Annotated in this window: 18 protein-coding genes; 11 read left to right on the forward strand and 7 right to left on the reverse strand. The window is 72.6% G+C overall.

Features of this window, described 5'->3' with window-relative positions:
* Nucleotides 1-112: 112 nt before the first annotated feature.
* On the forward strand, nt 113-1282 hold the full coding sequence (locus tag ACGH52_RS03230; RefSeq protein WP_399937426.1) for an alanine--tRNA ligase-related protein: 1170 nt from the start codon (nt 113-115) through the stop codon (nt 1280-1282).
* Nucleotides 1283-1325: 43 nt separating this feature from the next.
* On the opposite strand, the gene ACGH52_RS03235 is transcribed toward ACGH52_RS03230, so the two are convergent.
* Nucleotides 1326-2261: a MurR/RpiR family transcriptional regulator gene (locus tag ACGH52_RS03235; RefSeq protein WP_059298744.1), complete on the reverse strand. Its 936-nt coding sequence runs from the start codon at nt 2259-2261 to the stop codon at nt 1326-1328.
* Nucleotides 2262-2456: 195 nt separating this feature from the next.
* Here ACGH52_RS03235 and ACGH52_RS03240 point away from each other — a divergent pair, with 195 nt between their 5' ends.
* The 3 genes from ACGH52_RS03240 to ACGH52_RS03250 are packed head-to-tail and all read left to right on the forward strand — an operon-like array spanning nt 2457 to nt 6256.
* The gene (locus ACGH52_RS03240; protein WP_059298745.1) at nt 2457-3458 is read left to right on the forward strand and encodes an N-acetylglucosamine kinase; all 1002 of its coding nucleotides are present in this window, start codon (nt 2457-2459) and stop codon (nt 3456-3458) included.
* Nucleotides 3459-3466: 8 nt separating this feature from the next.
* A complete protein-coding gene (locus ACGH52_RS03245; protein WP_210975717.1) occupies nt 3467-5038 on the forward strand; it encodes a sodium:solute symporter in 1572 nt (523 codons plus the stop codon).
* 39 nt (nt 5039-5077) lie between these two features.
* A complete protein-coding gene (locus ACGH52_RS03250; protein WP_399937430.1) occupies nt 5078-6256 on the forward strand; it encodes an anhydro-N-acetylmuramic acid kinase in 1179 nt (392 codons plus the stop codon).
* 23 nt (nt 6257-6279) lie between these two features.
* On the opposite strand, the gene mgrA is transcribed toward ACGH52_RS03250, so the two are convergent.
* The 3 genes from mgrA to ACGH52_RS03265 all read right to left on the reverse strand — a co-directional run bounded on the left by mgrA (nt 6280) and on the right by ACGH52_RS03265 (nt 8761).
* A complete protein-coding gene (gene mgrA, locus ACGH52_RS03255; protein WP_121704554.1) occupies nt 6280-7326 on the reverse strand; it encodes an L-glyceraldehyde 3-phosphate reductase in 1047 nt (348 codons plus the stop codon).
* Between the two features lie 117 nt (nt 7327-7443).
* The gene (locus ACGH52_RS03260; RefSeq protein ID WP_399937433.1) at nt 7444-7809 is read right to left on the reverse strand and encodes a darcynin family protein; all 366 of its coding nucleotides are present in this window, start codon (nt 7807-7809) and stop codon (nt 7444-7446) included.
* A 58-nt stretch (nt 7810-7867) separates the two neighbouring features.
* Nucleotides 7868-8761, reverse strand: a complete 894-nt coding sequence (locus ACGH52_RS03265) for an NAD(P)H-binding protein (RefSeq protein ID WP_210975714.1) — start codon at nt 8759-8761, stop codon at nt 7868-7870.
* Between the two features lie 112 nt (nt 8762-8873).
* Between ACGH52_RS03265 and ACGH52_RS03270 the strand changes: the two genes are divergently transcribed.
* From ACGH52_RS03270 to ACGH52_RS03285, 4 genes are all read left to right on the forward strand, one after another.
* Nucleotides 8874-9827, forward strand: a complete 954-nt coding sequence (locus ACGH52_RS03270; RefSeq protein WP_121704552.1) for a LysR family transcriptional regulator — start codon at nt 8874-8876, stop codon at nt 9825-9827.
* A gap of 296 nt (nt 9828-10123) precedes the next feature.
* Nucleotides 10124-11644, forward strand: coding sequence for a catalase (locus ACGH52_RS03275; RefSeq protein ID WP_399937437.1), 1521 nt, complete (start codon nt 10124-10126; stop codon nt 11642-11644).
* Nucleotides 11645-11832: 188 nt separating this feature from the next.
* Nucleotides 11833-12576, forward strand: a complete 744-nt coding sequence (locus ACGH52_RS03280; RefSeq protein ID WP_399937440.1) for a hypothetical protein — start codon at nt 11833-11835, stop codon at nt 12574-12576.
* A gap of 125 nt (nt 12577-12701) precedes the next feature.
* The gene (locus ACGH52_RS03285; protein WP_121704550.1) at nt 12702-13622 is read left to right on the forward strand and encodes an SDR family oxidoreductase; all 921 of its coding nucleotides are present in this window, start codon (nt 12702-12704) and stop codon (nt 13620-13622) included.
* Between the two features lie 18 nt (nt 13623-13640).
* Here ACGH52_RS03285 and ACGH52_RS03290 read toward each other — a convergent pair whose 3' ends face one another.
* Both ACGH52_RS03290 and ACGH52_RS03295 read right to left on the reverse strand, forming a co-directional pair.
* The gene (locus ACGH52_RS03290; protein ID WP_399937443.1) at nt 13641-14960 is read right to left on the reverse strand and encodes a phosphatase PAP2 family protein; all 1320 of its coding nucleotides are present in this window, start codon (nt 14958-14960) and stop codon (nt 13641-13643) included.
* A 152-nt stretch (nt 14961-15112) separates the two neighbouring features.
* Nucleotides 15113-16186: an alkene reductase gene (locus tag ACGH52_RS03295; protein ID WP_399937445.1), complete on the reverse strand. Its 1074-nt coding sequence runs from the start codon at nt 16184-16186 to the stop codon at nt 15113-15115.
* A gap of 116 nt (nt 16187-16302) precedes the next feature.
* Between ACGH52_RS03295 and ACGH52_RS03300 the strand changes: the two genes are divergently transcribed.
* Both ACGH52_RS03300 and ACGH52_RS03305 read left to right on the forward strand, forming a co-directional pair.
* A complete protein-coding gene (locus ACGH52_RS03300) occupies nt 16303-16668 on the forward strand; it encodes a MerR family transcriptional regulator (protein WP_059298756.1) in 366 nt (121 codons plus the stop codon).
* A gap of 63 nt (nt 16669-16731) precedes the next feature.
* Complete coding sequence (locus tag ACGH52_RS03305; protein ID WP_059298757.1) at nt 16732-17304, forward strand: TetR/AcrR family transcriptional regulator; 573 nt, start codon at nt 16732-16734, stop codon at nt 17302-17304.
* 37 nt (nt 17305-17341) lie between these two features.
* On the opposite strand, the gene ACGH52_RS03310 is transcribed toward ACGH52_RS03305, so the two are convergent.
* Nucleotides 17342-19225 carry a glycoside hydrolase family 9 protein gene (locus ACGH52_RS03310; protein ID WP_399937449.1) on the reverse strand — a complete coding sequence of 628 codons (1884 nt, stop codon included), beginning with the start codon at nt 19223-19225 and terminating at the stop codon, nt 17342-17344.
* Nucleotides 19226-19377: 152 nt separating this feature from the next.
* On the opposite strand from ACGH52_RS03310, the gene ACGH52_RS03315 reads away from it, so the two are divergent.
* Nucleotides 19378-20595: an AAA family ATPase gene (locus tag ACGH52_RS03315; RefSeq protein WP_399937452.1), complete on the forward strand. Its 1218-nt coding sequence runs from the start codon at nt 19378-19380 to the stop codon at nt 20593-20595.
* Nucleotides 20596-20598 lie beyond the last annotated feature (3 nt).

The following is a 20598-nucleotide window of genomic DNA, read 5'->3' on the forward strand; positions in this document are numbered from 1 at the left end:
GGAAACGGCCCGTCGGTGGTTCCCGCGGCGTTCTGCCGCCCTCGCCTCGGTGCGAGGACCGCGCGGTTCCGTTCTCCGGTGCCTCTCCGCCTCGAAGCGAAGGAGTCACCCCATGGACACCGAGCAGCTGGTCCGCACGTTCGTCGAGTACTACGAGGATCGGGGTCACCGCCGGATCACCGGCTCGACCCTGCTGCCCGAGCCGGGCGACCCGGTGCTGTTCACCAGCGCCGGCATGCATCCGCTCACCCCGTACCTGGAGGGCCGCCCCCACCCGCTGGGCCGGCGGCTGGTCAACGTGCAGCGCTGTCTGCGCACCACGGACCTGGACGAGGTCGGCGACACCACCCATCTGACGGTGTTCCAGATGCTCGGCACCTGGTCGCTGGGCGACTACGAGGGCTCGCGGAGCCTCGACTGGGGCTACCGGCTGCTCACCGAGGGGCTGGGCGTCGACCCGGGCCTGCTGCACGCCACCGTGTTCGGGGGTGACGAGCAGGTCGGGCCGGACACCGAGTCACTGCGGCTGTGGCAGGAACTCGGCGTCCCCGTGGAGCGGACGGTGGAGGACAACTGGTGGTCCAACGGACCGGTCGGACCGTGCGGACCCGACTCGGAGATCTTCCTGTGGAGCGGTGACACCCCGCCCCGGTCCACCCCCACCGGCGACGACCGCTGGGTGGAGGTGTGGAACCACGTGATGATGCGCCACCGCCGGCTCGACGACGGCCGCCTCGTGCCGCTGCCGCAGCGCAACGTCGACACCGGCATGGGCCTGGAGCGCCTCGCCTCGCTCCTGCAGGGCAAGTCGTCGGTGTTCGAGTGCGACGTCTTCGAGCCGTGGCGGCGGCTGCTGCCCGCCCTGTGGCCGCTGGACGAACCGTCGTTCCGGGTGGTCTGCGACCACCTGCGGTCGGCCGTCGTGGTCGTCGGCGACGGAGTCCGGCCGTCCAACACCGGCCAGGGCTATGTGCTGCGCCGCCTGGTGCGACGGCTGCTCACCGTGCTGTGGCGGGACGACCCCTCGCGCGTACTCGGGGACCTGCCGGACGAGTTGGTCACGCACACCCTGGACCACTTCCGCCAGGACGCCGACCCCGCCCTCGTACGGCGCCTGCTGGTGGAGGAGGAGCGCCGGTTCCGGCGGCTCCTGGAGCGCGGCCGGAACGTGCTCGCCCGGCCCCGCTTCCGGGGCCCGCTGGGAGAGGAGGACTTCCACTACCTCCATGACACCCATGGTCTGCCGCGCGAGCTGGTGACGAGCCTGCGCGAGGGCGAGTAACCGGAGACGGGCGGTGTGGGAGCTGTGCGGTCGTGACGCCCCGTCAGCCGGTGCGGCGGGCGGGGCGCCTGCGGCGCTGGACGGCTCCGTAGGTCTCTTCGAGGGCGGTCGTCGCCGCGTCGTAGGAGCGCTGGGCGACCCCGACGAAGAGGCAGTCGATGACGGCCAGTTGGGCGATGCGGCTGACGGTGGCGCCGGAGCGGAACGGCGTTTCGCGCGCGCAGGTCGTCAGCACCAGGTCGGCGCTGGTCGCGAGCGTGGAGCCCGGGTCGTTGGTCAGGGCGATGGTGGTGGCTCCGCGCGCGGCCGCGGCCTGGAGGGGCTCGGTGGTGTCCTCGGTCTCCCCGGAGTGGGAGACGGCCAGGGCCACGTCGCCGGGCCCCAGCAGGGCCGTAGCGGTGAGTGCCGCGTGCCGGTCGCTCCAGATGAAGGCCATCCGGCCTATGCGGTGCAGCTTCTGGTGCAGGTCCTGGCCGACGAACGCGCTGGCCCCCACACCGAAGATGTCGACCCTGCGGGCCTCGGCCACCGCGTCGACCGCCCGGCCCAGCGCGTCCACGTCGAGTGCGGCGCCCGAGTCCTCCAGGGCCCGGACCTCGTTGTAGATGATCTTGCTGACTATCCGGTCCAGCGAGTCCGTCGGGCTGATGTCGGTGCCGCCGTGCGCCGCCCGTTCGCCGCCCAGCGCGTGCTCCCGCGCGGCGGCGGCGGCCAGCGCCAGGCGCAGCTGGGGGTAGTTGCCCGTGCCGATGGTGCGGCAGAACCGCATCACGGTGGCCGCCGAGGTGCTCGCCCGCTCCCCCAGCGCGTGGATGGACAGCTCCGCGACCTGCCCCGGGTCGGCGAGGACCACGTCGGCCACCCGCCGTTCGGAGGGGGCCAGGGAGGGCCGGGCCGCGCGGACGCGCGTGAGGATGTCGGCGAGCGGGGCGTCCTGGGCGGACGGCTCCGGCACGCGGGACGAGGACTGGCGGACCATGGCCCCTCCTGGATGTGGTGCACACAGGGTAAGGGGGTGGCCCGGGGAGGTCAAAAAGTTACGCGGTGAGCAACGCGACGTTACTTATTGACATCCGGAGGGCGGCGTTCCCATACTCGGACGGCGATCCGCGCCGGTCACCGACGACCCGGTGGCTCTCGGCGTGCCGGGTCCCTCGGGCAAAGGGCAGGCCGTATGACTTCAGTAGTGGCGGTAGATCTCGGGAAGACCGGTTGCCGCGCCATGCTGTGGAACAGCGCCGACTCGTCACGGGCCGTCAGTTCCGTGGCCGGTGCTCCCGGTCTGGCGGCGCCCGACGGGGTGGCGGCGGCCCGTGCGGCCGTGCGCGCCGCCGTCGAGCCGCTCCTTCGGGAACCGGGCGGTGCCCGGCCCGAGTCCGTCCTCGTGGGTGCCGCCGGAGCGGCCTCGGCCCCCGCCGCGGCCCGCTCTCTGGTCGGTGCCCTCCTGGCGGACCTGCCCGTCCAGGAGGCCGCCGTCACCAGCGACGCCGTCACCGCCCACGCCGGCGCGCTCGGCGGCCGGGCCGGTGTGGTGCTGGCGATCGGCACCGGCTCGGTCGCGGTCGGTATCGGCACCGACGGGACGTACGCGCGTGTCGACGGGTGGGGCCCCCTGCTCGGCGACGACGGCAGCGGCGCCCGGATCGGCACGGCGGGACTGCGCGCGGCCCTGCGCGCCCACGACGGGCGGGGCCCGGCCACCGTGCTGCTGGACGCGGCCGCCGGCCTCTTCGGCGACCTCGAAGGGCTGCCGGCGACCGTCGGACGGGACGGCAATCCCGCCCGTACGGCGGCCTCGTTCGCCCCCGAGGTGGCCCGCGCCGCCGACGCGGGGGACGCCGTGGCCTCGGCGATCGTCCGGGACGCCGCCGCCGACCTGGCCGAGACCGCGCTCGCGGCGGCCGGCCGGATCACCGCGGACGGCGGTCCGCTGCCGATGGCCGTCACCGGGGGTCTGACCGGTCTCGGCCCGGCCCTGATGGCGCCGCTGACCGCCGCCCTCACCGGTTCCGGGCTCCCCGTGCGGCTCACCTCCGCGCTCGGCGATCCCCTCGACGGGGCCCGGCTGCTGGCCGTGGACCGCGCGACCCCTCATGCCTCCCTCGTCGTCCGCGTCCGCCGGACGACCGCCAGTTCCCCTCTCCCCACGCCGGCGACCCCACCGGCCAGTGCCTAGGAGCAAGCGTGCGCCAGCTCGACCTCGTGGTGATCGTGGTCTATCTGATCGGGATCGCCTGGATCGGCCTGCGGAAGGCAGGCCGGCAGAAGTCGGCGAAGGACTACTTCGTCGGTGAAGGCCACATGCCGTGGTGGACGGTCTCCTTCTCCGTCGTCGCCACCGAGACCAGTGTGCTGACGGTGATCAGCGTTCCCGGCGGCGCCTACAGCGGCCAGGGGTTCGGCAACGTCGAACTGGCCCTGGGCTACGTCATCGGACGCGTCGTCGTGGCCACCGTGCTGATCCCCCTCTACAAGCGCGGCGGCTTCGTCAGCGCCTACCAGTACCTGGGCGACCGGTTCGGACTGAAGCTGCAAGGGCTCGCCTCGGTCACCTTCGTGTTCACCCGGCTCCTGGCCGAGGGTGTGCGGCTGTTCGCCTCCGCCATCCCCATCAAGCTGCTGCTCGACGAGTTCGGGGTGCACGCGAGCTACCGCGTGATCATCATCGTGATCACGCTGATCACCGTGGTCTACACCTACCTGGGCGGCATCAAGGCGGTCATCTGGACCGACGCCATCCAGATGGTCCTCTACCTCGGCGGCGCGGTCCTCGCCGTGGCGGTGCTCTCCGCCCACGTCGGCGGTGACGGCTACGCACGCGCCCTGGACGCCGGGAAGTTCCAGCTCTTCGACACCGACTTCGACCTGGCCCACATCCTCACCAGCCCGTTCGCCCTGCCCACGGCCATCATCGGCGGCGCCATCTTCGCCATGGCCTCACACGGTTCCGACCAGCTGATCGTCCAGCGCGTGCTGGCGACGAGGACGCTGCGCGAGGGCCAGAAGGCCATGATCGCCTCGGGTGTCTTCGTCACCATCCAGTTCGCGGCCTTCTCCCTGGTCGGCGCGCTGCTGTGGTCGTACAACCAGGGCAAGTCCTTCTCGGAGCTGGGACTGTCCAGCTCGGACAACCTCTACCCCGACTTCATCCTGCACGGGCTGCCCGTGGTGGTCTCGGGGCTGCTCGTGGCCGGCATCCTGGGCGCCGCGATGGGTTCGCTGTCCTCGGCGCTGAACTCCATGTCGAACTCGACGGTCGCCGACATCATCCACAGCTTCTTCCGCACCACACCCTCCGAGGAGGCGCTGCTCCGGCTCGCCCGCTGGATGACGCTGGTATGGGCGACGCTCATGGCCGTCTTCGCCTGCGCGTTCAGCGCGAGCACGGGCAACGTGTACCTGACCGGTCTGACCATCGCGGGCTACACCTACGGCGCGCTGCTCGGCGCGTTCCTGCTGGGGCGGCTCGTCAAGCGAGCCAACGAGGTCGACTCGATCGTGGCCTTCCTGGTCACCATCGGGGTGATGACGTACATCGTGCGCGGGGTGAAGATCGACGTCACCACGGGCGGGACCACGGTGTCCCAGGCGATCGCGGCCCAGTGGCTGGTGCCGATCGGCGTACTGATCACCCTGTTCGTCGGCGGTGTGCTGAGCCTGTTCCACCGGGCACCGGAGTCCGCCCAGGGCGCGGCGGTCGACGAGGAGCCGGGCGCCGGACCCGACCGGCTGACCTCGACGGCCGGCCGGAAGTGACCCCGTCCCGACCCGCCCAACCCCTCGCAGGAGTGCATCGTGCGTGTGATCGGCCTGATGTCAGGCACGTCCTACGACGCCATCGAGGCGGCCGCCGCCGACCTCGAACTACAAGGTGAGGCGCTGGTGATGCGCCCGCTCGGCCATCTCTCCGCGTCCTACCCGGACGAGCTGCGCGACCTGATCGCGAGCAGTCTGCCGCCGTCGGCGGCGACGCTCCGGGACGTCGCCCGGCTCGACACCGGCATCGGGCGGGCGTTCGCCGACGTGGCCGGGCGGGCCGTGCGCGAGCTGTGCGGGGGCGCCGCCGATCTGGTGGTCTCGCACGGGCAGACGATGTACCACTGGGTGGAGGACGGCGCCGTGCGCGGCACCCTCCAGCTCGGCCAACCCGCCTGGATCGCCGAGGCGACCGGTCTGCCGGTCGTCTCCGACCTGCGCAGCAGGGACGTCGCGGCCGGCGGTCAGGGGGCGCCGCTGGTGGCCATGACCGACGCCCTGGCCCTGGCCGCGCTGCCCGGCGTCCCCGCCGCCCTCAACCTGGGCGGGATCGCCAACGTCACCGTCGTCGCCCCCGGCGCCGCACCGCTGGCCTTCGACACCGGACCCGCCAACGCCCTGATGGACGCCGCCGTACGGCACTTCACCGGCGGTGCGGCCGAGTACGACGAGGACGGGCGGCGGGCCGGGGCGGGCCGGGTGGACCCGGTGCTGCTGCGGGTGCTGCTGGACGACCCCTACTACGGCAGGCCGGCTCCGAAGAGCACCGGCAAGGAGCAGTTCCACCTGCCGTACCTGCTGCGGGCGCTCGCGGCGGCGCCGGTCGCGGAACCCGACGACGTCCTGGCGACCCTGGCCCGGCTCACCGCCGTGACGGTCGCCGACGCCTGCCGCGCGCACGGCGTCACGCGGCTCGTCGTGTCGGGCGGCGGCGCGCACAACCCCGTGCTGATGGGCATGCTCGCCGAGGAGCTGCCCGGGGTCGTCCTCTGCTCCAGTGACGCGCTCGGGCTGCCGTCCGACGCCAAGGAGGCGCTGGCCTTCGCCCTCCTGGGCTTCCTGACCGTCAACGGCCTGCCCGGCGCCATCCCCTCGGGCACGGGGGCGCGCCGGGCGACGCTGCTCGGCAGCATCACACCCGGGCGCGAGCCCCTGCGGCTGCCCGCGCCCGCCAGCGAGCCGCCCCGGATGCTGCGCGTCACCGGCGACCTCGGCTGAGCGCCTCCCGGGCCGGGGACGCCTCAGCCGAGGTCGCCGGTCCGGGCCTGCCGCCACAGGTCGACGTCGCCGTCGACGACGGCGTACTTGTCGATCTCGGCGAGTTCGTCGTCGCCGAAGGAGAGGTTGGCGAGCGCGGCCACGTTCTCCTCCAGTTGCTCGGGCCGGGAGGCGCCGATCACCAGCGAGGTGACGCGCGGATCGCGCAGCGCCCAGGCGAGCGCCATCTGCGCGAGGCTCTGGCCCCGGCGGGCGGCGATGTCGTTGAGGGCGCGCAGCCGCCGGACGGTGTCCTCGGTGAGCCAGCCGGTCGCGAAGGACTTGCCCTGGGTGGCGCGGGACCCCTCGGGCACGCCCTCGAGGTAGCGGCCGGTCAGCAGCCCCTGGGCGAGGGCGGTGAACCCGATGACGCCGAAGCCCTCGTCGGCGGCCGCGTCGAGCAGGCCCTCGGTCTCGATCCACCGGTTGAGCATGTTGTACGACGGCTGGTGGATGAGCAGCGGCGTGCCCAGGTCGCGCAGGATCGCCGCGGCCTGCCGGGAGCGTTCGGCGTCGTAGGAGGAGATGCCGACGTAGAGGGCCTTGCCCTGGCGCACCGCCGTGTCCAGCGCCGTCATGGTCTCCTCCAGCGGGGTGGAGGCGTCCAGGCGGTGGGAGTAGAAGATGTCCACGTAGTCCACACCCATGCGCTTCAGCGACTGGTCGAGGGAGGCGAGCACGTACTTGCGGGAGCCGCCGCCCTGGCCGTAGGGGCCGGGCCACATGTCCCACCCGGCCTTGGTGGAGATCACCAGCTCGTCGCGGTACGGCGCCAGGTCCTGCCGCATGATCCGGCCGAAGTTGATCTCGGCGGATCCGTAGGGCGGGCCGTAGTTGTTGGCGAGGTCGTGGTGGGTGATGCCGAGGTCGAAGGCGCGCAGGGCGATCCGCCGCTGGGTCTCGAACGGCTTGTCGTCGCCGAAGTTGTGCCAGTAGCCCAGGGACAGCGCGGGCAGGTCGAGCCCGGAGCGTCCGGTGCGGCGGTAGTGCATGGCGCCGTCGTAGCGGCTGGGGTCCGCGACGTGGTTCATGGGTGTTCTCCGGTGGGAAGCGGGGGGTCGGACGCGACCGTCGAGCCACGGTGGCATCGTGGGCACCGTCAGTTTCTCACCGTCGTCGACGACGTGATCCGGCAGGAGAAGCACGGCTCAGGTGGACAGGGTGGTGACCGCGTCGACTCCGTAGGTGCGGGCGTAGCCGTTCTCCGTGCCGACCAGGAGGTCGACGACTTCGAAGTACCGGTCCCAGAAGGGCGTTTCGCGCAGGGCATCGACGAGGAGCTGGTAGGCGTGGTGGTCGCGGGCCTCCCAGACCCAGACGTCGGTGACGCGGGCGGAGTAGAACTCCGTGTCGTAGAAGCGTGACCGGACGCCGGTGGTCCTGGCCTCGACGACGGGGACGACCTCCGTGGTGAAGGCGCGCACCCGCTCTTCGACGGTCATGGCGAGCCACTCGGGCGTGGTCTTGACGAGCATGAACGCGGTGACCGGGGTGCCGGCCGTCTCTACGGACATGGTTGCTCCCTGTGCGCAGTGGGGTTTCGGAGTGGGGTGGGGTGGAGGTGCTGGGGGTTCAGGAGAGGACCGCGGGCCCGAGGGTCTGGGTGACCCACTCCTCGAAGGTGGTCGGGGTGGCCGTCTCCGGTGTGCGCGTGACGCCCGCGTCGAGGCCGTCGTCCTTGGCCCGCTTCATGTCGACGATGCCGTCCACGAACTCCTTGTCGAGGCCGTGACCGACCAGGGCGGAGCGCAGGTCGTCGTACGCCTGGCGTTCGTAGCGGACGGGGCGGCCGAGCCGCTCGGTCATGATGCGGGCCAGGTCGGCGGGCGACAGGTCCCGCGGGCCGAGCACCGGGACGCTGCCGGTGCCGGTCCAGGACCGGTCGAGCAGCAGCCCGGCGGCCACGGCGGCGATGTCGGCGACGGCCACGAGGGGCGCCTTGCGGTCGGCGTCGAGGACGTCGGTGAAGCAGCCGTGCTCCCGGATGGAGTCGGCCTCTTCCAGGAGGTTCTCGAAGAAGGAGGGGTTGGCCAGGGCCCGGTAGGAGACGCCGGTCTCCCCGATGAGGTCGTCCACGGCGAGGGACGCGGTGACGAGTCCGGCGCGCCCGGCGACCGGCGTGCCGCGGCCGAGTGCGGAGACGCCGACGACATGCCCGACGCCGTGCGCGACGAGGGCGTGGGCGGCGGGGAGGGAGAAGCGCCGGTAGGCGTCGTCGGGGGTGCGGGAGGAATCCGGCGGGACGAGCCAGAAGACGGCGTCGGCGCCGTCGAAGGCCCGGTCGACTACCGCGGGGTCGCCGTGCGAGCCGGTGACCACCTCGACGCGCTCGCGCACCGGGGCGGCCAGGCGTGCGGGGTCGCGCACGATCACGCGCAGTTCCTCGCCGCGTGCGGGGGCGGACTCCAGGAGCAGGGGCAGCAGTCGGCGCCCGATGTTCCCGGTGGGAGCAGTGATGACGATCATGAAAACCTCGTGGGTCGTGCCGTTCGGGTACGCCCTCATCCTGCGAAGCCGCGAGGTGTTGCCACAATGGGAACTTCAGCAAGGGATTGTTGCCTGGAACGGAACAACACTGGTGAACAGCACTGATTCACTCGCGCCGGTCATCGACGCCAACCTCGTCGTGGCTCTCGACGCCCTGCTGGCCGAGCAGAGCGTCACCCGCGCCGCCGCCCGCATGCACACCTCTCCGGCGGCCATGAGCCGCACCCTCGGCCGCCTCCGCCGGATCCTCCAGGACCCCCTGCTGGTCCGGGCCGGGCAGGCCATGGTGCCGACCCCGAGGGCGCTGGCCCTGCGGGACGAGGCCGCCACGGTCGTACGACGGCTCGGTGCGCTCCTGACCCCGGCCACCGGAGTCGACCCGGCCGCACTGCGCAGCACGTTCACCCTCCAGGCCGCCGACCTGGTCGGCGCGGTCCTCGCCGCCGGACTGCTGCGGCTGGCCGGGCAGGAGGCGCCAGGGGTCTCGCTGCGGTTCCGGGCCGAGGAGCTGGAGGCCGGGCCCGCGCTGCGCGACGGCCGGGTGGACCTGGAGGTCGGGGCGATCGACCACGTGGATCCGGAGACGCGCGTCGAGGAGCTGGCCACGCTGCGGATGACGGCGGCCGTCCGGCCCGGCCATCCGCTGGCCGAAGGGCCCCTCACTCCGGCGCGGTTCGCCGCCGCCGAGCATGTCGCGGTCAGCCGCCGCGGCCGGTTCGACGGTCCCATCGACACCGCCCTCGCCGAACACGGCCTCAGCCGTCGGGTCGCGGTCGTCCTCCCGGGGCACCTGTCCGCACTGTCCCTCGCCGCCCGCACCGACGTCGTCGCCCTGGTGCCCGCCGTGCCGGACGGCGCGGACTCCCCACCGAGCCCCCTGACCGAGCAGGCCTCGCTCCTCGGACTGCGCCTCCTCGACATCCCGCTGCCGCTGCCGCCGGTGACGATCGGCATGGCCTGGCATCCCCGGCACACCGCCGACGGCGCACACCACTGGCTGCGCGCCGCCGTGCGCCGGGTGCTGCTCGCCCAGCCGTCCGGTTAGCGCGGGTGGCCCCAGCCGCTCGCTCCGCTTGCGAGGGTGGGGCGGCGGCGGAGACTGATACGGACGACGGCACTCCGGAAGGTCCTGGACGGACGGGCGAGCACGCCGACCGGATTGGCGCGACCGCTCCGGGGCACGCGTGCTGCGGGTACCGCGTGGACCGAGGCCCCGGGCACCGCTCGGGCGTCTGTGGGACCGCCTCGCCGGGCAGGGCGGAGCGGGTCCCGTGCCCCGTGCCCCGTGTTCGTGTCGCGCGGTCCTCGGGCGTCAGCAACCCCCCGACGAAAGGCAGTCTCATGACGGACACCCCGCCTGCCACCACCACGGACTCCGGCGCACCGGTGGAGAGCGACGAACACTCGCTCACCGCCGGTCCGGCAGGGCCGGTCCTCCTCCAGGACGCCTACCTCATCGAACAGATGGCGCAGTTCAACCGGGAGCGCATCCCCGAGCGCCAGCCGCACGCCAAGGGCAGCGGCGCCTTCGGCCACTTCGAAGTGACGCACGACGTAAGCGCCTACACCAAGGCGGCCGTCTTCCAGCCGGGCACCCGCACCGACCTGGTGACCCGCTTCTCGACCGTCGCGGGCGAGCGCGGCAGCCCGGACACGTGGCGCGACCCGCGCGGCTTCGCGGTGAAGTTCTACACCAGCCAGGGCAACTACGACATGGTCGGCAACAACACGCCGGTGTTCTTCGTCAAGGACCCGGTGAAGTTCCAGCACTTCATCCGGTCGCAGAAGCGCCGGGCGGACAGCAACCTGCGCGACCACGACATGCAGTGGGACTTCTGGACCCTCTCGCCGGAGTCGGCGCACCAGGTCACCTGGCTCATGGGCGACCGCGGCATCCCGCGCACCTGGCGCCACATGAACGGCTACACCTCCCACACCTACATGTGGATCAACGCCTCCGGCGAGCGCTTCTGGGTGAAGTACCACTTCAAGACGGACCAGGGCATCGAGTTCTTCACCCAGCACGAGGCCGACCAGATGGCGGCGGCCGACACCGACTACCACATGCGGGACCTCTTCGAGCACATCCGCGACGGCGACTTCCCGAGCTGGACGTTGTACGTGCAGGTCATGCCGTACGAGGAAGCCGCGGGCTACCGGTTCAACCCCTTCGACCTGACGAAGGTGTGGCCGCACGGCGACTACCCCCTCATCCCGGTCGGCCGCATGACGCTGGACCGGAACCCGACGGACAACCACGCCGAGATCGAGCAGGCGGCCTTCCAGCCCAACAACCTGGTCCCGGGCATCGGCCCGAGCCCCGACCGCATGCTGCTGGCCCGGCTCTTCTCGTACGCCGACGCCCACCGCCACCGGATCGGCGCGAACTACCAGCAGCTGCCCGTGAACGCCCCGGTGGTCGACGTCCGCACCTACTCCAAGGACGGTGCGATGGCCTACCGGAAGACGACCGATCCGGTCTACGCGCCGAACTCCAAGGGCGGTCCGGCCGCCGACACCGAGCACTTCGGCACGCCACCCAGCTGGGAGACGGACGGGGCCATCACCCGCACGGCCTACGTCAGCCACGCCGAGGACGACGACTGGGGGCAGCCGGGCACCCTCGTGCGCGAGGTGATGGACGACGCGGCCCGGGACCGGCTGGTCGACAACGTGGTGGACCACCTCCTCAACGAGGTGACCGAACCCGTGCTCCAGCGGGCCTTCGAGTACTGGTCCAACATCGACCGGACCATCGGCGAGCGCATCGCCAAGGGGGTGCGGGCGAAGGCGGGCGAGAAGGACTTCAAGGCGGCCGAGCAGCGCAATCCGGCCCGGCAGTCCATGCAGGACAAGGCCTGATTCCTGCTCCCCCTGGACTCGGAACAATCACCTCGCGGGGCGCACGCACCGGCTGCTGGCGTCCGCTCCGTGCGTTGATCTGCCGTGCGGCGGCTTCGGCCGCCGCGGACGGAGTGACCGCCCTCGTGTCGATGGGACTTCGAGGGCGGTTCGGCATGTCCCCCGTCAGGCAGTCCGGAGGTCCGCACGTGTCCGCACCGCACCCGATGTCCTACGAGGCGTTCGTCGCCCGCGCCACCGACGACCCCGACGTCGTCGGTCTCGTCCTCAAGGGGTCCCACGCCCACCAGGGCATGGCCACCCGGTACTCCGACCACGACCTGTACGTCATGGTCGCCGACGGGTCGGAGAACGACCTGACCGCCCTCGACGGCTTCCGCTCCGCCCGGCTGGACCTGGTCGTCGTGACGGTGACGGAGTTCGACCGGCTCGACGGCTGGGAGCGCTACGCGCTCGCCCGGGCCCGGGTCCTGCTCGACCGCCTCGGCGGGCGCGTCACGAGGATGGTGGCCGCCAAGGGGCGGCTCGGCGCCGCCCAGGCCGCGCGCACGGCGGCCGCCCGGCTCGACGCCTACGCCAACTCCCACTACCGGTCGCTCAAGAACGCCCGGGACAGGCATCCGCTCGCCGCGCGGCTCGACGCGGCGGACAGCGTCGGCTTCCTGCTGGAACTGCTGTTCGCCCTCGACCGCCGGCCGCGCCCCTACAACAAGTACCTGGCGTGGGAACTGGACCGCTTCCCGCTCCCGGGATGGGACACGCGCGATCTGCTGGCGACGCTCGGAAGGATCACCGGGGCCGGTGACGTGCGCGCGCAGCGAAAGCTGTTCGGCCGGGTCGAGGTCCTGGCGCGCGCGGCGGGGCACGCGGCGACGCTGGACGCCTGGGGCGACGACCTCGAGCTGATGCGACTCAGTGAAGACAGTGACTGACATCGCGTGTTACTGTCGATGACAGCGACTGTCATTGACGGTTCCGGCCGCCCTGCTCCCGCCGCTCGCGCCCGTGTCCGGTGGTGTCGGCAGTCGCCACGTACGGGCATACCTGGAGGAATCTCATGCGTGTTTTCGTTACCGGCGCATCCGGCTGGATCGGCTCGGCCGTTGTTCCCGAGCTGATCGGGGCGGGCCATCGGGTCGTGGGACTCGCCCGTTCGGACGCCTCGGCCGAGGCGCTCACCGCGGCGGGGGCCGAAGTGGTCCGCGGCACCCTCGACGACCTCGACGTCCTGCGGAGCGCAGCCGCCGATTCCGACGGGGTGGTGCATCTGGCCTTCAAGCACGACATCGCGTTCTCGGGGGACTTCAAGGGCGCCGGAGAGGCCGACCGGCGGGCCGTCGAGGTGATCGGCGAGGCGCTCGCGGGATCCGACCGGCCGTTCACGATCGCGTCCGGGACGCCCGCCATTCCCGGCCACGTGGCGACCGAGCGCGACGGCCACGACCCGGACCCGGCCGCGGCCGCCCGCGGCGACGCCCAGCACGTGCGGGGCGCCACCGCCGAACTGGCCCTCTCCCTGGCGGCCCGCGGGGTCCGCTCCTCCGTGGTGCGGCTGGCGCCGACCAATCACGGCGAGGGGGACAACGGGTTCGTCCCTGCCCTCATCGCGATCGCCCGCGACAAGGGCGTCTCGGGCTACATCGAGGACGGCACCAACCGCTGGTCGGCGGCGCACCGCCTCGACTCCGCGCGGCTGTTCCGCCTTGCGCTGGAGCAGGCCCCCGCGGGCTCGACGCTGCACGCCGTCGCGGAGGAGGGTCTGCCCGTGCGGGAGATCGCCGAGGTGATCGGCCGGCAGCTGGACCTGCCGGTCGAGTCGGTCCCGGCCGCCGAGGCGGGCGCCCACTTCACCTGGCTGGCGGGACCGTTCGCAAACAACCGCGCGGCGTCCAGCACCCTGACCCGCGAGCTGCTGGGGTGGGAGCCCGTCCAGCCCGGACTCGTCGAGGACCTGGAGCAGGGCCACTACTTCAAGTAGCCAGGTCCGGTCCGGGCGTCAGACCAGTTCGGGCTGCGGTTCCGCGGGGCGCGGCGGTTCCGGCTGCCGCACCGGCGCGGCCTTCGCGTCCCACAGCCTGGTGGTCCGCACATAGCCGAGGATCACGGAGGCCATCGCGAGGACGAGCAGCGGCCCGGCCGCCCACGGGTGCTCGGCCATCTCCACCGGCAGATACCGGTACGACACCAGCAGCACCGCGAACACCGTCGTGCCGTGGGCCACCAGGCGGACGGCCGCGCGGTCCCAGCCCCGCGCGAACGCGCGCATCGCGGCATCGACGGTGAGCGCGAACACCACACCGGCGATGAGGTCGGCGCCGTAGTGGTAGCCGAAGCCGAGGGTCGCGGTGAGGGTGGCGACCAGCCAGAAGGCGCCCGCGAACCGCATGGCCCGGGACCCCCTGCGGGAGTGGAGGAACAGCGTCGTGGCCCATGCCGTGTGCAGGCTGGGCATGCAGTTGCGCGGCGTGATGTCGTCGAACGGGATCGCGTGCGGGGCGCCGCCCGGCGGCAGGGTGTCCGGCCACAGGTTGGCCACCGCCCACTGGCCGCCGTCGGCCCCGTAGGCGAAGACCGGCCCGACGACCGGGAAGACCATGTAGACGGCGGGCCCGAGCAGGCCGATGACGAGGAAGGTGCGCACGAGGTGGTGGCTCGGGAACCGGCGCTCGACGGCCACGTGCCGCAGTTGGTACAGCCCGACGAGGGCCGCGGCCAGGGGCAGCTGGCCGTAGACGAGGTGGAGCACGTGGTTGCCGACCGGTTCGGTGGCCTCGACGAACCGGCCGACCAGCCACGAGGGGTTGCCCAGCGCCTGGTCGGCGGTGGCCACGTACGGGTCGAGCACCGCACCCCGGGTCTCCGAGGTGATGAGCAGCCAGGTGTCGCCCGTCTTGTGCCCGGCCACCAGGAGCAACCCCAGCCCCACGCCCTTGAGCAGCAGGGCACGCTCACCGCCCCGGCGCCGCGTCACCGCGACGACCGCGCAGCCCAGGACCACCCACAGCGCGCCGTTGCCGAAGTTCATGTCGGCGCCGACCGCCCAGCGCACCAGCCAGAAGACGAGGTCGACGCCGATCGCGGCGCCGGCCGCGACCAGGCGCTGCCGCCAGGTCAGCACCACCATCGTCAGGGCGAGGCCGGCGTACAGCAGCGGCCCCGAGTCGGGGGCGAAGACCACTTCTCGCGCCTGCTCGGTGATCGGGCCCCGCACGCCGTAGTGGCGCGCGGCGAATTCCAGCGCGATGAGGAAACCGAGGGTCACCACACCCGCCGCGGTCCACAGCACGGCCCGCGGCCGGCGCGACGCGGTGAGCACGGAATCGAGGTCTCTTCGCGAGGATATTCGTGTTGGTGTGGTTTTCAATTGTTTGGCCCGTTTGCTAGGGGTCGGACAAATGGCTCGCTCGTGCGGATCGTCACGAGTTCGAACATGCTAACGGCACCGCTCGGCCGACCCCCGGACCGCCGTCAGGCCGTGTGCTGGTACGACGGGTAGGTCAGGTAGCCCGCGTCTCCGCCCTGGTAGTACGTGGCCTCGTCCACCGGCGCGACGGGCAGGCCCGTGCGGAACCGCTCCACCAGGTCGGGGTTGGCGATGAAGCCGCGGCCGAAGCTGATCAGCTCCGCTCCGAGTCCGAGCCAGTGGTCGGCGTCCTCGCGCCCGGCCTGCTTGGGTCCCATCGGGAGCACCGGGTTCATGACGAGCGTGCCCGGCCACAGGCGGCGCAGCGCGACCAGCAGGTCCTCGTCGGCGGTGGCCTCGATGTGGACGTAGGCGATCCCCAGGCGCGCCAGCTCGGTCAGCAGCTCGGTGTAGAGGTCGAGCACCTCGGTCTCCTCGACGCCCCAGAACGTCCCCGCCGGGGAGAGGCGGATGCCGGTCCGGGCGGCGCCGACGGCCTCGACGGTCGCGGACACGGCCTCGACGGCGAAGCGGATCCGGTTGGCCACCGGACCTCCGTAGCGGTCGGTGCGCAGGTTCGCGTTCGAGGACAGGAACTGCGAGATGAGGTAGCCGTTGGCGCCGTGCAGCTCGACTCCGTCGAAGCCCGCGTCGACGGCGCGGCGGGCGGCGAGGGCGTAGGAGCGCGCGTGCTCGGGTATCTCGGCGGTCTCCAGCGCACGGGGCGTCGGTGCGGGCTGCGGCCCGCTCGGGGTGAACACGTCCCCGACGGCGGCCACGGCCGAGGGCCCGACCGGCCGCATGCCGGTGGTGTCGGGGTGCGAGACGCGGCCGCCGTGCATGATCTGGGCGATGATCCGTCCGCCGTTGGTGTGCACGGCGGCGGTGACGGAGCGCCAGGCGGCGACCTGTTCGTCGGTGTGCAGTCCCGGCGTCCCCGGGTTGGACTGCCCGACCAGGCTCGGCTGCACCCCCTCGGAGACGATCAGTCCTGCGGTCGCCCGCTGGGCGTAGTACGTGGCCATCGACGGTGTGGCCAGGCCGCCCTCGGCGGCCCGCACGCGTGACATCGGGGCCATGACCATCCGGTTGGGCAGCGTCAGTTCGCCGAGCCGGTAACTGTCGAAGAGGGACGTCATGTCAGGACTCCTTGGTCGTCCGCGGGCCCGGATCTCGGGCACGACGGCTACGCTAGAACCTGACACTGACGTCAGAGGCAAGTATGTGTGCCGCGGATCACAGCAGGGAGCAGGGCATGCGGATCGGGGAAGTGGCGGCGCGGGCCGGGGTCAGCGTCCGTTCGGTGCGCTACTACGAGGACCAGGGCCTGCTGGCCAGCACACGCAGCGCCGGGGGCCAGCGCCAGTACACGGAGCACGAGGTCGAGCGGGTCAGGTTCCTCCAGCGGCTGTACGCCGCGGGCCTGTCCAGCCGCACCATCTTCGAACTGCTGCCCTGCGTGGACGCGCCCAGCGCGGACCACTCCGACGCCGCGCTGGAGCGCATGGCCGAGGAGCGGGACCGGCTGACCGAGCACATCGCCGACCTCATCCGCACCAGGGACGCGCTCAACGCCCTGATGACGGCGGCCCGCGAGTACCGGGACGCCGAGTTTGCCTAATCACGTTAGGCAAGCTCATAATCTTCACCGGCTGCCGGGTGAGCGATACGACGGAGGACGGGCGTGGCTCGGGTAGGACTGACGACCGAGGGTCTGATCAGGGCCGGGGCCGAGACGGCCGACGAGATCGGCTTCGAGAGCACCACTCCGACGGAGCTGGCCCGGCGGTTCGGCGTCCGGACCGCGAGCCTGTACTCGCACGTGCGCAACGCCCACGACCTCAAGACCGGGATCGCGCTGTTCGCCCTGGAGGAACTGGCCGACCGGGCCTCCGAGGCGGTGGCCGGCCGGGCCGGGAAGGACGCGCTGACCGCGTTCGCGAACGTCTACCGCGACTACGCCCTGGAGCACCCGGGCCGCTTCGCCGCCACGCAATTCCCCCTCGACGCGGAGGCGGCGGCCTCCAGTGCCGGGGTGCGGCACGCCCAGATGTCGCGGGCGATCCTGCGCGGGTACCACCTGGCGGAACCGCACCAGACCCATGCCGTGCGGCTGCTGGGCAGCGTCTTCAGCGGCTACGTCGGTCTGGAGGCCGCGGGAGGGTTCAGCCACAGCGCCCCCGACTCGCAGGAGAGCTGGACGGAGATCCTCAACGCGCTGGACGCCCTGCTGCGGACCTGGCCGACCACGTCCTGACCCCACCCCCGGACACCGGAGCCGCGTCCCCTCGGGGTCAGGACCGCGCGGCGGTGAGGGAGAGGGCGTACAGGGCCGTCGAGGTGAAGTCGTCCGCCGGTTCCACCGTCTGCCAGGCGCGCACGTCGTCGACGTAACCGGCGCCGCGACCGTCGAACGCGGACCACGGCCCGCCGTCGGGGGTGTGGGAGCAGGGGCGCGCCCCGTCGAAGGTGTCCGGGTCCTTCAGCAGGTCCGCTTCGTTGGGCCCGTTGACGACGGCGCCGCGCAGGATGTCGCCGCGGCCGGTGCGGCTCATGGCCAGGTTGGCGACCTGGTGCTGGAGGCAGTGCGGGTAGAGGTCGCCCGCGCCCACGACGAAGCTGGTGCCCCAGGCGTTCGCCCCGAAGACCCAGGCGCGTTGCCGCGCGGCGAAGTCGTCGTACCGGTGGTCGCCGGTGACGCGGGCGTACAGTTCGGCGGTCGCGAGCAGTCCGAAGGTGTGGGGAACCGCGTCGAAGTCGCGGGGTACGACGCCCGACCGGAAGGGATCTCCGGCCGCGCGCTGCCTCCCCGTCTCCACCTGCCGCCGCAGCTCCGCCTCCAGTGCGGTGACGAGGCCCGCGTCGGGGTCCGCCGAGGTCAGCACGTCGGCGTGGGCCAGGGCACTGACGTCGGCGGGGCCCAGGACGCCGCCGCGCTCCTCGCGCAGGGCCGCGCGGGCCCAGGCGGCCGCCTCGTCGCTCCACCGGGAGCCGCGCGCGTCGCCCAGGGCGTCCGCGCCGCGGGAGAGTTCGACGGCCGCCCACTCCAGGTCGTCGCGCCAGGAGTGCTCCTGGTAGAAGTCCGCGGGCGTGGTCGTGACCAGCGCCCCCTCGGCGGGCCGGGTGTCCGCCCGCTCGTAGACGGCGGCCGCCTTGTCCAGCCACGCGCGGGCCCGCGCCGGGTGGTCCCGGGCCTCGGTCTGCGCGGCAAGGGCGAAGGCCGCGCTCACCCGCCCGGCGAGGTTGGGGCTGATGGGCTCCCCGGGCCGGTTGGCACGGAAGACGGGCCGGTACTTGATCAGGTAATCGGGGTCCCCCGGTCGCACGGTGAGCCGGTCGTCCTCCTCCGGCAGCCGCCACACGTCGTGGTCGCCGCGCACCTCCTCGCCGCCGGACCCGAGCCCCACCTGCGCGTAGAGCGTGCCCGTCCTCCCGTCCCACATCCGGTCCAGCCAGCGCAGTCCGTGCCGTGCCTCCTCCCGCAGCCCGGGCACCGAGGGGGTGTCGCGGACGGTGCTCAGCATCTGGGCGACCACGTAGGACGCCGTGTGCGTGAACTTCAGGAAGTCACCGGCGTCGAACCACCCGCCCGAGACGTCCACGGGACCGCCGACCGGGGTCGGTTCCGCGGCCGAGCCGGTGCGGGCCGGCTCGTAGACGCGGGCCCGCTCGTCGGTCAGGTGCGAGGGCACCCGCCCGGTCGCGTCGGCCAGTACGTCCTCGCCGTCCCGCTGGGTGCCGAAGAAGCGCACGGTGTCCGCGCGCAGCGGGTCCAGCAACCGCCGGGCCGGTGCCACCCGGAAGCGCACCTCCGGGTCCCCGTCCGCACCGGCCAGACGCAACCGGTAGGTGCCGGTACGGTGCAGCGACGAGAGGTCGATCGTGCGCACGGCGGTGTACGTGCCGTTCCAGCCCCCGAGGGACGGACCCAGGCCGCCGTGCCCGACCGTGCCGCCGCGCTCGTCCAGGACCTCGAACTCGGCGTCGGCCAGTGTGTCCCGGTCCCCCATGACATAGGCGAACTTCGCCTCGCCGGACGCGTATCCGACCTGGTTGACGCGGAGGGCCACCGGTGCCGCGTCCCGGCCCTCGGAACACGCGGTGAGGCAGCAGGCCGCCAGGACGGAAGCGGTCACGGCCGGCACGGTGCGGGCCGACGGCGAGAGCACGTGGTTCATGGTCGACAGTCTGGTCGATGGCACGACCGCGGTGTCGCCGAGGAGGCGGGGCGGGCCGGGGTGCCGGTCGGGGGCGGGACGGCGAAGTGGACGTCCGTGCGGATAGGCTCTGGTCCGCCAGCCCGCCAGGACCGCCACAGGAGGAGTCGGCCATGGGCCCACAGGACCCGCAGGAGGCACCGGCCGCACCGGACACCGCCGAGCGGCTCCGGGCGATCGGCGACGAGTTGTCGGACCGTTTCTACGAACGGGCCGACGTCGTCCGGACGCTGCTGGTGACGCTGCTGGCCGGTCAGCACTCGCTGGTGCTCGGCCCGCCGGGAACGGCCAAGTCCGAGCTGGCCCGGGAGCTGACCGGCCGGATCGTGGGGGCGTCCTACTGGGAGATCCTGCTGTCCAAGTTCACCGCGCCGACGCGGATGTTCGGGCCCATCGACGTGGCCGCGCTGGCGCGCGGGGAGTACCGCCAGGTCTACGAAGGACGCGCCACCACCGCGCACGTCGCGTTCATCGACGAGATCTTCAAGTGCTCCACGGCGGCGCTGAACGAGACGCTGGGCTATCTCAACGAGCGGATCTACCACCCCGAGAGCGGCGGCGAGCCCGTCCGCTGCCCCCTCATCGGCGCGATCACGGCGAGCAACGAACTGCCCGACGGCGAGGACTCGGCCGCGATCTACGACCGGCTGCTGGTGCGGACCGAGGTCAAGTACCTGGAGGACCCCTCGAACTTCGCCGCTCTGGTCCGCTCCGCCGTCAGCCGTCCGGCCGCGCCGAAGCGGACCACCGTGGACCTGGCCGCGCTGCGGCACGCCGTGGCCGAGGCCGTGCCCGCCGTGGAGGTGCCCGACGCGATCGTGGACGCGGTGTGCACCCTGCGGGCCGCGCTGCGCCGCAAGGAGCTGATCGCCTCCGACCGCCGCTGGCGGCAGGCGGTGGGTCTGCTCCAGGCGTCCGCGTACCTCGACGGGCGCCCCTCGGTCGCCGACAGCGATCTGTCGGTCCTGACCCACGTGTTGTGGGACTCCCCCGCCGAACGCCCGACCGTCGAGCGCGAGGTGCTGCACCTGGTCAATCCGGACGCCAAGGAGGCCCTCGACCTCGCCGACACCATCGAGGAGCTGGAGACCCAGCTCGACGCGATGGCCGGGCAGTCCCGCGAGGCGCTCAGTGAGTGGGTCATCAAGAAGGCCCACAACCAGCTGGCCATGGCGGGCAAGCGGCTGGAGAGACTGCGCGAGGAGGCGGTGGTCGCGGGCCGCTCCACCAGCGCCATCGACCGGGTCACCGGACGCCAGCGCGCCGTACGCGCCCGGGTGCTCACCGAGGCCCTCGGCGTGGACGCCAGCACCGTGCAGGCCCAGCTCTGAGCA

It is taken from the genome of Streptomyces sp. BBFR25 (assembly GCF_044590125.1).
Taxonomy (GTDB): Bacteria; Actinomycetota; Actinomycetes; order Streptomycetales; family Streptomycetaceae; genus Streptomyces; species Streptomyces canus_D.